10 protein-coding genes and 1 pseudogene are annotated in these 13,740 nt (G+C 63.7%); 1 reads left to right on the top strand and 10 read right to left on the bottom strand.

Annotated elements, in window-relative coordinates; all coding sequences use genetic code 11:
• The 4 genes from B0G69_RS19015 to B0G69_RS19000 form a co-directional block, all read right to left on the bottom strand.
• Positions 1-3,021, bottom strand: a complete 3,021-nt coding sequence (locus B0G69_RS19015; RefSeq protein ID WP_121320037.1) for an FAD-binding and (Fe-S)-binding domain-containing protein — start codon at positions 3,019-3,021, stop codon at positions 1-3.
• A gap of 49 nt (positions 3,022-3,070) precedes the next feature.
• Positions 3,071-3,820 (bottom strand): 2-keto-4-pentenoate hydratase, encoded by a 750-nt coding sequence (locus B0G69_RS19010; RefSeq protein WP_121320035.1) that lies wholly within the window; start codon positions 3,818-3,820, stop codon positions 3,071-3,073.
• 39 nt (positions 3,821-3,859) lie between these two features.
• Positions 3,860-5,146, bottom strand: a complete 1,287-nt coding sequence (locus tag B0G69_RS19005) for an MFS transporter (RefSeq protein ID WP_121320033.1) — start codon at positions 5,144-5,146, stop codon at positions 3,860-3,862.
• Between the two features lie 241 nt (positions 5,147-5,387).
• On the bottom strand, positions 5,388-6,608 hold the full coding sequence (locus B0G69_RS19000; protein ID WP_121320031.1) for an aminotransferase class V-fold PLP-dependent enzyme: 1,221 nt from the start codon (positions 6,606-6,608) through the stop codon (positions 5,388-5,390).
• 160 nt (positions 6,609-6,768) lie between these two features.
• On the opposite strand from B0G69_RS19000, the gene B0G69_RS18995 reads away from it, so the two are divergent.
• Complete coding sequence (locus B0G69_RS18995) at positions 6,769-7,494, top strand: GntR family transcriptional regulator (RefSeq protein WP_121320029.1); 726 nt, start codon at positions 6,769-6,771, stop codon at positions 7,492-7,494.
• 614 nt (positions 7,495-8,108) lie between these two features.
• Here the strand turns inward: B0G69_RS18995 and B0G69_RS18990 are convergent.
• The 6 genes and pseudogenes from B0G69_RS18990 to B0G69_RS18965 all read right to left on the bottom strand — a co-directional run bounded on the left by B0G69_RS18990 (position 8,109) and on the right by B0G69_RS18965 (position 13,615).
• Entirely contained in the window at positions 8,109-9,440 is a 1,332-nt protein-coding gene (locus B0G69_RS18990) for an MFS transporter (RefSeq protein ID WP_121320027.1), read from the bottom strand.
• Between the two features lie 77 nt (positions 9,441-9,517).
• The gene (locus tag B0G69_RS18985; protein WP_121320025.1) at positions 9,518-10,471 is read right to left on the bottom strand and encodes a hydroxymethylglutaryl-CoA lyase; all 954 of its coding nucleotides are present in this window, start codon (positions 10,469-10,471) and stop codon (positions 9,518-9,520) included.
• The gene (locus B0G69_RS18980; RefSeq protein ID WP_121320023.1) at positions 10,468-11,661 is read right to left on the bottom strand and encodes a CaiB/BaiF CoA-transferase family protein; all 1,194 of its coding nucleotides are present in this window, start codon (positions 11,659-11,661) and stop codon (positions 10,468-10,470) included. Before B0G69_RS18980 ends, B0G69_RS18985 begins: the two co-directional genes overlap by 4 nt.
• A gap of 143 nt (positions 11,662-11,804) precedes the next feature.
• Positions 11,805-12,782 (bottom strand): LysR family transcriptional regulator, encoded by a 978-nt coding sequence (locus B0G69_RS18975; RefSeq protein WP_121320021.1) that lies wholly within the window; start codon positions 12,780-12,782, stop codon positions 11,805-11,807.
• A 21-nt stretch (positions 12,783-12,803) separates the two neighbouring features.
• A pseudogene (locus B0G69_RS41910) lies at positions 12,804-12,890 on the bottom strand (type II toxin-antitoxin system RelE/ParE family toxin); the annotation flags it as partial.
• Positions 12,891-12,976: 86 nt separating this feature from the next.
• Positions 12,977-13,615 carry an HD domain-containing protein gene (locus B0G69_RS18965; protein ID WP_121320019.1) on the bottom strand — a complete coding sequence of 213 codons (639 nt, stop codon included), beginning with the start codon at positions 13,613-13,615 and terminating at the stop codon, positions 12,977-12,979.
• Positions 13,616-13,740 lie beyond the last annotated feature (125 nt).

Below are 13,740 nucleotides of genomic sequence, written 5' to 3'. Positions count from 1 at the left end.
TTACTGCAACGCCATCGCCAGCACTCGCGCCACGTGGATTGCATCGACGCCCGCGCCATCGTGAATTTGATGCCGGCAACTCGTGCCGTCCGCGACCATCACCGTATTGCCGTCGATCCTGCGCACCGCCGGCAGCAGCGACAATTCCGCCATTGCCTGCGACGTCGCGTAGTGCTCGGCTTCGTAGCCGAAGCTGCCTGCCATGCCGCAGCACGACGACTCCACCGTCGATACCTTCAGCTGCGGAATCCACTTGAGCACGGTCTGCACGGGCGTGAACGCATCGAAGGCCTTCTGATGGCAATGGCCATGCACCAGCGCCTGTTGCGCGGCCAACGGCTTCAACGCAAGCTGCAAGCGGCCCGCCTTTTCCTCGCGCACGAGAAACTCTTCGAATAGAAACGCCTGTTGCGACAGCCGCTGCGCTTCCACGCCGAAACCGTAGTGCAGAAACTCGTCGCGCAACGAAAGCAGGCACGAAGGTTCCAACCCGACGATCGGCACGCCCCGCTCCACGAACGGCCTGAACAGATCGAGCATGCGCCGCGCTTCCCGCTTCGCTTCATCGACGAGACCCGCCGCGAGGAACGTGCGGCCGCAGCACACCGGCCGCTCGCCCCGGCGCGTATTGAAATGCACGGTATAACCGGCGGCCTCCAGCACTTGCTGCGCGGCGCGCGCGTTGTCCGGCTCCATGTTGTTGTTGAACGTGTCGACAAACAGCAGCACCTCTTTCAGGGCGCCGCTTCGAACCGCTTTGCCCGGCACGGCATTCGACAGAAACGACTTCCTGAAGCGGGGCAAACTGCGTTCAGGCGCAAAGCCCACGGAACGCTTGAACCACGCCGACAACACCGGCACGTTATCGGCCAGCGCCATCAGACCCGGCATGCGGCTCGCGGTGGCCGCATAGCGCGGCATGAAGGCAACCAGCCTGTCACGCAGACGCAGCCCATGCCGCTTGACGCGCGCTGCGCGCGCCTCGATCTTGAACTTCGCCATGTCGACGCCGGTCGGGCAATCGCGTTTGCAGCCCTTGCACGACACGCACAGATCGAGCGTGTCCTTGACGTCGTCGCTCGCGAGACCCGCTTCGCCGAGTTGACCCGAGATCGCGAGGCGCAACGTATTCGCGCGTCCGCGCGTGACGTGCTGCTCGTCCTTCGTCACGCGATAGCTCGGACACATCGTGCCCGCGTCGAACTTGCGGCAGTGGCCGTTGTTGTTGCACATCTCGACGGCCTTCGCGAGACCGCCGGACAGATCGTTGCCGGTGCCGGGCAAGGTCTCCGCGCCGGTAAGCGGATCGCGTTCGACGTTCCATGCCGACCAGTCGAGCGCCGTGTCGATGCGCTGTTCCTTGTAGCCCGGCGCGAAGCGGAAATGGCGCGCGTCGTCCATCTTCGGCGGACGCACGATCTTGTCGGGATTGAAGCGGTTGTCGGGATCGAACAGCGCCTTGATCTCGCTGAACGCCTGATTCAGCCGCGGCCCGTACTGCCACGCGACCCATTCGCCACGGCACAAACCGTCGCCATGTTCGCCCGAATACGCGCCCTTGTATTCGCGCACGAGTGCGGCCGCTTCGTCGGCGATCGCGCGCATCTTCACCGCGCCGTCGCGCCGCATGTCGAGAATCGGCCGCACGTGCAGCGTGCCGACGCTCGCGTGCGCATACCAGGTGCCTTCCGTGCCGTGCCGATGAAACACCTCGGTCAGACGGCTCGTATAGTCGGCCAGATGTTCGAGCGGCACTGCGCAGTCTTCGATGAAGGAGACCGGCTTGCCGTCACCCTTCATGCTCATCATGATGTTGAGCCCGGCCTTGCGGACTTCCCACAACGCTTTCTGTTCGTTCGCGTCCGGCATTTCGACGACCGAACCAGGCAGGCCCAGATCGTCCATCAGCTCAGAGAGCTGACTGAGCGATGCGAGTTGCGCGTCACGGTCCTCGCCCGCGAACTCCACGAGCAGGATCGCTTGCGGCTCATCGACGAGCGCCTTGCTGATCACCGGACGAAACGCAGGATTGCTCATTGCCAGATCGATCATCGTGCGATCGACCAGTTCCACCGCGACCGGCTTCAGCTTGACGATGTGCTGCGTCAACTCCATCGATTGCCGGAACGTCGGGAAATTGACCACGCCCAGCGTTTTATGCGCGGGCAACGGTGCGAGCTTCAGCGTCAATTGCCGACTGAAGGCGAGCGTGCCTTCCGAGCCGACCAGCAGATGCGCGAGATTCGCGAAGCCGTCATCGGTATAGGCGCGCGGATTCTGGCAATCGAACAGGTCGATGTTATATCCCGCCACGCGCCGCAACACTTTCGGCACGCGCGCGACGATTTCGTCGCGCTCGCGCTGGGCGATGCGCGTCACGCCGTCGACAATCTGCTGCAAACGCGCGCCTTGCGGCGTCTCGCGCAGCGACGCGAAACGCGCTTCGCTGCCGTCGGCGAGAATCGCGTCGATCGCCTCGACGTTGTGCACCATGTTGCCGTATTCGATCGAGCGCGAGCCGCACGAGTTGTTGCCGGCCATTCCGCCGATCGTGCATTGCGCGGCCGTCGACACGTCCACCGGAAACCACAGCCCGTGCGGCTTGAGCCACGCGTTCAGATGATCGAGCACGACGCCGGGCTCGACGGTGACGGTGCGCGCTTGCGCATCGAACGCGACGATGTTGTTCAGCCACTTGCTCGTGTCGATCACCAGCGCTGCGCCGACCGTCTGGCCGCATTGGCTCGTGCCCGCGCCGCGCGCGAGCAGAGGCACTTTCTCGCTGCGGGCGATCTCCAGCGCGACGCGCAGATCGTCCTGATCGCGCGGCACCACCACGCCGACCGGCGTGATCTGATAGATCGACGCATCGGTCGCGTAACGGCCGCGACTCGCCGCATCGAACAGCACGTCGCCACGCAGCGACTTGCGCAGCAGCTGCGCGAGCGGACTCGTCAGCCGCGCGGTGGAGGGAACCAGATGAATCGGCTTGACGAGTAAAGCGGAGGTGGGGTTCGTCATATCGTCGGCTCGTGGAAATGCAGGAGACTGGTAAAACGGGCTAAGCCGCCTAATACAACGTCACGCTGACCGGCGCGAGCCCTTCGATGCGCCCGCTCGCCGTGCCCGCGTGACGCGGGAAAAACATGCCGGTGTACGAACCGGCGGTCACGACCATCTCCGGCGTCACCGCAACGCCGCGCGAACTCGCGTGATTGACGAGCCACGTCAGCAAGCGCCGGGGATCGCCGGCCGGATTCGCGGGCGTCGTGCCGACCACGTCTTGTCCGTCGAAACTGAAACGCAGCGACGGCGCGACGAACGGAAAGTCCTCGCGATACGGCGTGAACTCGCCGACGATCAACGCGCCGTGATTCTGCAAATCCGCGAGTTGCGCGAGCTTGTCGACGTCGGGCCACGCGGCATAGCGGCTCGCCACGATTTCGATAGTCGCGCCGATCGAACCGATGCCCGCCATCACTTCGTCTTCGCGATAAGGCGTCGGGGACGGCTCGAAGCGGCGGCCGAAGCGAAACGCGACTTCCAGTTCGAGCCCGAGCGGCGCAAAGCCTGCACGCGCCAAACGCGCGCCGTCGACATGCAGATCGGCGGCGGGCAGCGGCGCGCCCTGGATCGGACCGCTCGCGGACTTCGCGCCGATTTTCCAGCCGCCGATCCGTGCGCCATGGATGCCCAGCATGTCGTGCTGGATCGCGTACGCCGCATCGGCGTCGGCGGGTATCTGCTCCGGCGGCAACGTGTCGAGCGTGAGCCGGTCGCGGCGTGCCTCGGCAAGACGCCGGCTGAGTGAGGTGGTCATGTCTTTCATTGCGAACTGGGTGGGGACGGTGCTTTGCGCTTACGCGCCGATGCGGGTCGGGACATGCGAGTTGTCCGCCTGGTCGAGAGCGAATCTGCTTTCCGGCTGCATGCGGAACGCGAGCACGACGCCAAGGCCCATCAACAGCATGCTGCCGACGAACGGCAAATTCCAGTTGCCGAAGTAGTCGATCAGAAACCCGCCGACCACCGGCGAGATGATCGCGGCCAGTGCAGAGCCCGTGTTCATCATGCCGCTCGCGGTGCCCGCGAATTCCGGCGCGATGTCCATCGGAATTGACCACATCGGACCGATCGTCATTTCGGCGAAGAAGAAGCCCGACGCGAGACACGCGATCGACAGCGCCAGGTTGTGCGTGAACATCAACGGAATCAGCGAGAGCAGGCAGAACAGCATGCAGACCGACACCATCCAGCTACGCGCGCGCTTCAGACTGCCCGTGCGCTTGAAGATCCAGTCGGTCACGAGGCCGCCGAGCGTATCGCCGAGCACACCGGCGAAGAACACCACGGAGGCGAAGATCGCCGACTTCTGCAATTGCAGATGGTGGTTGTGCAGGAAGTAGAGCGGAATCCAGCTCAGGAACAGCCACAGCGTCCAGCCGTAGCAGAAGTACACGATCGTGACCGGCGCCATGCGACGAAACAGCTTGCTCCACGGCACGCCGGCCGCTTTCGGCTTCGGCGCGGGTAGCACCGCGAGTTCTTCGGACGTGATGCGCGGATGATCCTTCGGATGTTCGGTGAAGGTGACTTTCCACACGACGACCCACAGCAGGCTGAGCGCGCCGCAGATGTAGAACGATTCGCGCCAGCCCCAGGTCGCCATCACCAGCACGATCAGCGCGGGCGCCACCGCATTGCCGACGCGCGACGCCGCGTGCGTGATGCCCTGCGCAAAGCCGCGCTTTTCCTTCGCGACCCAGCGCGACATCGCCGAGGTCGCGGCGGGAAACGTGGCGCCCTCGCCGAAACCGAGCAGCACGCGCGCGGCCAGCAACGAAGCCAGGCCGCCGGCGAAACCGGTCAGCAAGGTGGCGACGCCCCAGATCGCGCCACAGAACAGCAGCGTGCGTTTCGCGCCGAAGCGGTCGCTCACCCAGCCGCCGATCACCTGAAACAGCAGATACGGATAGGCGAAGGCCGAGAACACGAGGCCGACCTGCGTATGCGAAAGCTGGAATTCCTTGCCGAAACCCGCCGCTGCCGTGCTGACGTTCACGCGGTCAAGGTAAGTGATGAAGTACATGATGCATAGCATCACTAGAACGATACTGGTCGCACTGGTCACACGAAACCGCTTCATCGTCTCTCTCCATGGCATGTGTCGACGGCGCGCCTGAGTGGCGCGCCACGTCGTTGACCGTCAGCCGCTCGCGCTGCCGCGGACGCATTGCATGTTGTTCGGGCCGCGTTCTATGCGCGGCTGGCCGAGTTCTCGAAGGGAGGGCTCCCTGCCCTCCCTTGCTGCCTTTCTCGCTTGTTCTCTTTTAAGGCTGATGGACCGGCGTCTATTGCCGGTGCCGGGCAGTGGCGCCCGGCGCAATTCAGGCCGCCGCTTTCAAACCCGCGGACGCGACCGGCTGGCTCAACCATTCCATAGCGGCAGGCAGACCGCTTTCCTTGAGGGCCACGCCCGCGAGCCGTAGACCCATCTCGCAGCCGGCCAGCGTGGCGAGCAGCATCAGGTCGTTGCAATCGCCGAGGTGGCCGATGCGAAACATGCGGCCTTTCATCTTGCCGAGACCCGTGCCGAGCGACATGTCGAAGCGTTCGTAGATGAGCTTGCGCACTGCGTCGGCGTCGACGCCGTCGGGCGTCATCACGCCGGTCAGCACCGGGCTATACACGGCCGGGTCCGCGCACTGGATCTCCAGGCCCCACGCGCGCACCGCGCGGCGGGTCGCTTCGGCGAGACGCTCGTGACGCGCGAACACGTTGTCGAGCCCTTCGCCGAGAATCATCTCCAGCGCTTCGTGCAGGCCGTAGAGCAGATTCGTGTTCGGCGTGTACGGCCAGTAGCCCGTCTCGTTCATCTCGAGGATTTCGCTCCAGTCCCAGAAACTGCGCGGCAGTTTCGCGTGCTTGCTGGCAGCCAGCGCTTTCGGCGAGATCGCGTTGAAGCTGATGCCCGGCGGCAGCATCAAGCCCTTTTGCGAGCCCGACACGGTGACATCGACGCCCCACTCGTCGTGGCGATAGTCGGCGCATGCGAGGCCCGAGATCGTGTCGACGAGCAGCAGCGCCGGATGGCCCGCCGCATCGATCGCGCGACGCACGGCGGCGATGTCGGACGTGACGCCGGTGGAAGTTTCGTTATGCACGACGCACACCGCCTTGATCGTGCGTTGCGTGTCGGCGCGCAGACGCTCCTCGATCATCTGCGGCTGAACCCCGCGCCGCCAGCCTTCGATGCCCGGCAAGCCGAGGAACTCGGGCTTCAGCCCAAGCTTGTCCGCCATCTTTTTCCACAGCGTAGCGAAGTGGCCGGTCTCGAACATCAGCACGTGATCGCCGGGACTCAGCGTGTTCGACAGCGCCGCTTCCCATGCGCCCGTGCCTGAGGCCGGATAGATCACCACGGGCTGCTGCGTCTTGAAGATCTTCTTGATGCCGTCGAGCACCTTCAGACCGAGCTCACCGAACTCTGGGCCGCGATGGTCGATGGTCGGATAGCTCATCGCCCGGAGAATGCGGTCGGGCACCGGGCTCGGACCCGGAATCTGCAGAAAGTGACGTCCAGCGGGATGAAAGTCTAGCTTGAGCATGGGGTTCCTCCGATTGAATTTTGCATGCAAAAAACTATATCAGACGAAGTGCGACGCTCCCAAGGCCAAATTTGCATGTGAATGCCGGTGTTTACCCGCGCTATTAACTATTCTTTCGTCTTCCGATAAAATCCCATTCATGCGAGATGAGGATTTTTGTATGCAAAATTCGGATTTCATTGCGGGCGTGACCGCTTCCCCGCTGATGCCGAAGGTCGAGCGCCAGCGCCTGCACGACACGGTGGTCGAGCACATTCGCCGCTTTATCGTCGAAGGGGTGCTGGAGCCGGGCAAGAAACTGAATGAGCGGGAGTTGTGCGAGACCCTCGGCATCTCGCGCACGCCGTTGCGCGAAGCGCTGAAAGTGCTGGCCGCCGAAGGGCTGATCGAGATTTCGCCGAATCGGGGCGCGTCGGTATCGAAGATGTCGGAGGCGGAGTTGCGCGAGACCTTCGAACTGATGAGCGGTCTCGAAGCGTTTGCCGGCGAACTGGCCGCCGAACGGATGACCGCGGCCGAGCTCGCCGAGATCAAGGCGCTCCATTACGCGATGCTCGCGTGCCGCACGCAGAACGATCTGCCTGGCTACTACAGCCGCAATCAGGCGATCCACGACAAGATCAACGAGGCGGCGAGAAATTCAGCGCTGCGGCAAACCTATATCGCGGTGAACCGGCGCTTGCAGGCGCTCAGGTTCCGTTCGAACTTTCAGATTCCGAAGTGGGACAGTGCGATTCATGATCACGATGAAATGCTGAAGGCGTTAGAAGCACGTGACGGCAAGAAGCTGAGCACGATTCTGCGGCAGCATTTGCTCGACAAGCGCGATGCAGTTTTGCAGGTGCAGTCGCAGGAAGCGGCGGCGGGGTCGTCGTCGAATACTTAAGCAACCTGATCTTCTCGGGCACGGTCGCGCCTGATGCCACCAACAATGCTTACGACCTCGGCATCACGTTCGCTGCGACGACCTGCACCTATAGCGCCATCAGCATGACCGGCATGGGGCTCTACGATTCCACCGAAACAACGCTTTACGGCGCAACCTCGAAGACGGACAAGAGGCGGCATCATTTTCGTAGTCAAGAGAACGTCGGCTTCGGCATCCTGATCGTCGAAAGTGCCGTGCACGATTTCTGTGACGGCCGGTATTGCCTAAGCGCCTGCGTCCAGTCCAGACTTGTCCACCTAAAATGTTGGCAAGCCTGTGGACAACCGTCTCACAGCACCGCTAAGTGATTGAAGCGCATGGGATATTGCATGGCGGCTTCAGAGTAGGCATCCTGCGCTTTCCTGACATCCGTTAAACCTGAAGGCTTGTCCGGCAGGGACGCTGACGATGCGCGGCGTCCTTGCCCTCCAGTTGTCCACACAATTTCTTAGCAAGGCTGTGGACAACCTGCGCACAGCACTACCAAGTAGTTGATGAGACAGGCCAATCTTGCGCCGGCGCCGCCGCGAGCAGCCGTCCGCCGACTGCCTCCCGGTGTCAGCGCGCAGCTCTCACAGCGCCGCTTCCTTGCGCCGCAGCGACTCCGGCATCCCGTACAACATGATCAGCGCGCAGATCACGCTCATCGTGCCGATCACATACAACGCCGGCGTCGTGCTTCCGGTCAGATCCTTCACACGGCCCACCATGATCGGGCTCACGATCCCGCCGAGCTGTCCGAGCGTATTGATCAACGCAATCCCGCCTGCCGCGCCTGCGCCGGTCAGCAGCTTGGGCGGCAACGCCCAGAACGCCGGAATCGACGCCACCACGCCCGCGCCCATCACCGCCAGCGCGATCACCAGCAAGGTGGTCTGCTTGTCGAAGAAGCCCGCGGCAAAGAAGCCGATCGCCGACATCACCAGCAAGCCGAACACGAACTTGCGCCGCTCGCCGGTCGCGTCGGACAAACGGCCCACCACCACCATGCAGATCGCGCCGCAGACATAAGGCACGGCCGTCAGCAAGCCGATCATGGTCGGGTTGTTGGTGCCCGCGACGTGGATCAGGTGCGGCGTCCAAAAATTCAATCCGTACGACGCCACCTGAATCAGGAAGTAGACCAGCCCCAGCGTCAGAAAGCCCGGTGTTCTGAGCGCGCCCATCAGCGAATGGCCGGTGCTCGGATGACGGCTCTGCTGCGCAATCTGTCCCGACAGCAGCGTCTTCTCCGACGGCGACAGCCAGCCCGCGTCCTCGATGCGATCCTTGAGCAGTTTCAACACCATGATCCCGAGCACGACGCATGGCAGCCCACCGAGCAGGAACAGCCAGTGCCAGCCGGCTATGCCCAGCACCCCGTTCATGTGTCCGATCACCAGCCCAGCGAGCGGCGCGCCAACGAGGCCCGAGAACGCGGACGCCAGAAACAGCATCGACGTGATACGCCCGCGATAGCTCGGCGGAAACCATAGCGTCAGGTAGTACAGCACGCCCGGTGCAAAGCCCGCTTCCATCGCGCCGATCACGAAGCGCAGCCCATAGAACTGCCATTCGTTGTTGACGAACACCATCGCCGCCGTCGCGAGTCCCCACGAAATCATGATCCGCGCAATCCAGCGCCGCGCGCCGACTTTGTACAGAAACAGATTGCTGGGGACTTCGAACAATACATAGCCAATCACGAACAGACTCGCGCCGAGCCCGTACGCGGTATCGGACAGGCCGAGATCGCTCTGCAACTGGAACTTCGCGAAGCTGATGTTGATGCGGTCGAAGAACGCGAACAGATAGCAGATCATGATCAACGGCATCAACCGCCACGCGACTTTGCGGATGACGGCCACGAGGTCGTCCGCGCTGTCCTGACGGCTGCCGCTTGCAACTGCGCCCAGGTCACTCATGCTTGTCTCCAATGCCGGCTTCGGCGAGGCCGTCCGGTCGTTTAGTCGGTTAATCGATCAGTCGGTTTGGGGGGAAATCAGATGTGCAGAACGTATTCGGGTACCGGATGCACGTCGCAATTGCGGCCCGCCTTCGCGAGTTGCCCAGGCACGTCGTGGCCGAGCAACGCAGGCAAATTACGCGACAGCGCAAGCAGCTTCGGCAGATCGACGCCAGTGCGAATGCCCATCTCGTCGCACATGTTCACGAGGTCTTCCGTGCAGATGTTGCCGGACGCACCCGGCGCGAAGGGGCAGCCGCCGAGGCCACCGAGCGCGGCATCGAAGCGGCGCGCGCCGACTTCGTATGCCGCCAGCACATTGGCGAGGCCCAGCCCGCGCGTGTTGTGAAAATGCAGCGTGAGCGCGGCGGCCGGCAGCCGTTCGAGCACGCGTGCGACCAGCCGTTTCACCTGGCGCGGGTTAGCCATGCCGGTCGTGTCGGCGAGCGTGATGCCCTCGATGCCCATCTCGCGATACGTGTCGACGATGCCGACCACTCGGTCTTCGTCGATCCGTCCTTCGAAAGGGCAGCCAAAGGCAGTCGCCACCGTCGCGTTCAGCAGCACACCCGAGCCCTGCACGTGCCGCACGATGTCGTCGAAGGCCATCAGCGACGACTCGCAACTCATGCGCATGTTGGCGCGGTTGTGCGTCTGACTCGCGGACATCACGAGGTTCAGTTCGTCGACGTGCGCGGCGAGCGCGCGCTCGGCCCCCTTCAGGTTCGGCACCAGCGCGACATAGATCACACCGGGATGCCGTTCGATCTGCTGGAACACGGCGTCGCCGTCGCGCAAAGCCGGAATCGCTTTCGGCGACACGAACGAGCCGGCCTCGATACGTGTGAACCCCGCGGTCGATAGCGAATCGATCAGTTCGATCTTGTCGACGGTCTCGACCCACGTGGGCTCGATCTGCAAGCCGTCGCGCGGAGAGACTTCCTGCACGATCAGCTTGTCGACAGGGGCGTCGTTGTTGGCGGCGTTCATTGCACGGCTCCTTCGCGGCGCAGCCGCTCGATGTCTTCGTTGGCAAATCCGAGTTCGCTGAGAACGCTGCCGGTATGTTCGCCGAGCGTCGGCCCTTGCCAACGCACCTCGCCCGGCGTGTCCGACAGCTTCGGCACGATCCCCGGCATCTTCACCGACGCGCCGCCCGGCAATTGCGCTTGCAGCAACATGTCGCGCGCCTGGTAGTGCGGATCCGCGACGATGTCGGCCACCGAATAGATGCGGCCCGACGGTACTTCGGCGCGTTCGAGCGCGGCCAGCACGTCGCCGGTCGCGTGGCGCGAGGTCCACGCGGTGATCGCCTGATCGAGCATCGCCGAGTGTTTCGCGCGGCCGTCGTTGTGCGCGAGCGCGGGATTGTCGGCGAGATCGGGGCGGCCGATCAATTGCATGAGGCGCTTGAAGATCGGATCGCTGTTGCCGGCGATCACGACGTAGCCGTCGTCCTCGGTGCGATACGTGTTCGACGGTGCGATGCCCGGCAACGCGCCGCCGCTGCGCTCGCGCACGTGGCCGAGCAGGTCGTATTCCGGCACGAGGCTTTCCATCAGATTGAACACGCTCTCGACCAGCGACACGTCGACCACCTGGCCTTCGCCCTGACCGGTCTTCACGCGCAGCAGCGACATCAGCGCGCCAATCACGCCGTGCAGCGACGCGAGCGAATCGCCGAGACTCACGCCGACGCGCGCCGGCGCGCCGTCCACTTCGCCGGTCGTATAGCGAATCCCGCCCATCGCTTCGCCGATCGCGCCGAAGCCGGGCCGGTCGCGATACGGGCCGGACTGGCCGTAGCCGGAGATGCGGACCATCGTCAGTTTCGGGTTGATCGCGTGCAGCACGTCCCAGCCGAGGCCGAGTTTTTCGAGCGCGCCGGGACGCAGATTTTCGATCACGACATCGGCATCGGCGGCGAGCCGTTTGACGATCTCGACGCCGTCCGCCGACTTCAGGTTCACGCAGACCGACTTCTTGTTGCGAGACTGCAGATACCACCAGAGCGAGGTGCCTTCATGCAGCTTGCGCCATTTGCGAAGGGGGTCGCCGGTCTCGGGGGCTTCGATTTTGATGACGTCGGCACCGAACTCGGCCATGAGGCGCGCGGCGAACGGCGCGGCGATGAGGGTTCCGATCTCGACGACGCGGATACCCTGAAGGGGTCCACCCATAGTGCTGTCTCCGAAGCTGGTTTCGTATTGGAAGACAGCTTAGGAGCGGCGCGGCGGCGGCGTCCAACCGCAATTCGCCAACGACCGTTCGCGAACGGCGAACGCTCGGCGCTTGAGGGCGGCTGGTGGGGGTTTGCGGGACGTCAGTGGCGTGGGTTGGCTTCGCCGGCCTCGGCTGCTTCTGCGGCCTGGGTTGCTTGCGCTGCTTCGATTGCTTCGATCGAGCGCAGGTGGTCGAACAACAAGCGGCTCACCGGCGAAAGCGCGTCGACGTCGCGCACTGCCAGCACGAGGCTGCGTTCGGACCAGTCGTCTTCGAGCGGCGTGCCGACGAGGCCGAGCGGGGCGCCCATCAGTTGATAGACCTTGTGCGGCAGCACCCCGACGCCCATGCCCGCTTGCACCATCCGGCACACCGCGTCGAAGCCCGGCACGTGAATGCGCAGGCGCAGCGGCTTGCCCGCCTGGCGCGCGGCCAGATGCGTGCGGGCGTTGATCGAACTCGCGGCGTGCAGGCCGACGTGATCGCCGTCGAGCGTTTCGGCAAACGCCACGCTCGCGCGCGCCGCCAGCGGATGATCGTCGCGCATCACGAGCACGAGCGAATCGCGCCGATAGTGCTCGACGTGCAGGTCGCGCGTATCGGCGTCGCCAGAACAGATCCCGAGATCGGCGAGGCTGTCGTCGACGGCTTCGACCACGCCGCCGCTCGGCCGCTCTTCGAGATCGAGCTTGACGCGCTCGTGCTGCAACTGGAACGCGCGCAAATCTTCGGGCAGAAACTCGACGATCGCCGACAGATTGGCCATCATCCGCACGTAGCCGCGCACGCCGCTCGCGTGGCCGGCCAGTTCGATGCCGATGTTTTCGATGTCGCGCATGACGCGGCGCGCGTGATGCAGCAGCGTTTCGCCCGCCGGCGTCAGCGTCATGCCGCGCGCGGTGCGCTGAAACAGCGTCGCGCCGACCGCCTGTTCGAGTTCGAGCAGACGCTTGCTCGCGGCGGAGACGGCGATTGCCTCGCGTTCGGCGGCACGCGTAAGCGTGCCTTCTTCATAGACGGCGAGAAAGAGTTGAAGCGTCGTGAGGTCGAGCCTTCGGAGAAGGTTTTTGATTACCATGGCGGTGCGCCGGAAGTTCGGTCAGTGGTAATCATCCTCTAGCTGATGGCGTACCGCCAGCACGGTCACTGTCTGACTGTCCTCGATTTCGAACAGGGAGACATAGCCGTGCATCGCATTTGCGATGCATTGTCGCGCCATCCGGTTTCCGGTGCACGCAAGCCCGGTGCGACCGCCGCCGTCACGCCTGCGGCTCAATCCTTCCACGCCGACCCAAGAATCATCGTGCAGAAATTCTCGCGATGATAATGCGGGTCTTTCAACGCCAGCACGTCCGCCTTCACGTTGCCGAAGGTCGTCTCCGGCTTGTGGATCGTGCCGTGCGCGAACGCGTCGATGATGCCCTCCTTGAAGTGCGCACCGCGCGGATGCGCGTGAATCACCTCATGACGCTGATGCTCGGTGAACTCGTCGTAAGCGAGACCCAGCACGTCCATCTCGACGCCTGCCGTGACCAGTGCGACCACCGGCTTCATATGCTGCGGAATGCCTGGCGTCGTGTGCAACGCAATCGAGTTCCATACCTGCTCGATGTCGTCCTCGCCGATGCCGTGACGCCGCAGAAAATCACGCGCCGCGTTGGCGCCGTCCACTTCGAAGCGGTCATGCTCGCTGCTATACGGCGCGACGAGTCCCATGTCGTGAAACATGGCGCCGATGTACAGCAACTCGGGATCGAACTTCAACTGCTTGCGCGTGCCGGCCAGCGAGCCGAACAGGAAGACGCGCCGCGAATGGTGATAGAGGAGTTCGGTTTCGGTATCGCGCACGAGTTGCGTGGCTTCGCGCGCCATCATGCTGTCGGGAATCTGGATGCCTGCGATCGTGGTCATGTGATGTACTCCGTGACGGATTCGAATGAACGGGACACGCTGTCCTCGCGACGTCAAAGCGCGTTTGGTATGCTGGTCCGCGGCGCTTTTTCGTGCGCTTCGAACTGCGCATCCGATGAAGCCCA

Origin of the sequence: Paraburkholderia sp. RAU2J, assembly GCF_003634845.1 — a bacterium.
GTDB lineage: Bacteria > Pseudomonadota > Gammaproteobacteria > Burkholderiales > Burkholderiaceae > Paraburkholderia > Paraburkholderia fynbosensis.
Note: the sequence above shows the minus strand (reverse complement) of the source record. Positions and strands in the feature narration are given on the sequence as shown.

What these genes read in the sequence shown, in the direction of transcription:
- B0G69_RS19015 (WP_121320037.1), bottom strand. Translation starts at nt 3,021, where the DNA reads ATGACGAACCCCACCTCCGCTTTACTCGTCAAGCCGATTCATCTGGTT.
- B0G69_RS19010 (WP_121320035.1), bottom strand. Translation starts at nt 3,820, where the DNA reads ATGACCACCTCACTCAGCCGGCGTCTTGCCGAGGCACGCCGCGACCGG.
- B0G69_RS19005 (WP_121320033.1), bottom strand. Translation starts at nt 5,146, where the DNA reads ATGAAGCGGTTTCGTGTGACCAGTGCGACCAGTATCGTTCTAGTGATG.
- B0G69_RS19000 (WP_121320031.1), bottom strand. Translation starts at nt 6,608, where the DNA reads ATGCTCAAGCTAGACTTTCATCCCGCTGGACGTCACTTTCTGCAGATT.
- B0G69_RS18995 (WP_121320029.1), top strand. Translation starts at nt 6,769, where the DNA reads ATGCAAAATTCGGATTTCATTGCGGGCGTGACCGCTTCCCCGCTGATG.
- B0G69_RS18990 (WP_121320027.1), bottom strand. Translation starts at nt 9,440, where the DNA reads ATGAGTGACCTGGGCGCAGTTGCAAGCGGCAGCCGTCAGGACAGCGCG.
- B0G69_RS18985 (WP_121320025.1), bottom strand. Translation starts at nt 10,471, where the DNA reads ATGAACGCCGCCAACAACGACGCCCCTGTCGACAAGCTGATCGTGCAG.
- B0G69_RS18980 (WP_121320023.1), bottom strand. Translation starts at nt 11,661, where the DNA reads ATGGGTGGACCCCTTCAGGGTATCCGCGTCGTCGAGATCGGAACCCTC.
- B0G69_RS18975 (WP_121320021.1), bottom strand. Translation starts at nt 12,782, where the DNA reads ATGGTAATCAAAAACCTTCTCCGAAGGCTCGACCTCACGACGCTTCAA.
- B0G69_RS18965 (WP_121320019.1), bottom strand. Translation starts at nt 13,615, where the DNA reads ATGACCACGATCGCAGGCATCCAGATTCCCGACAGCATGATGGCGCGC.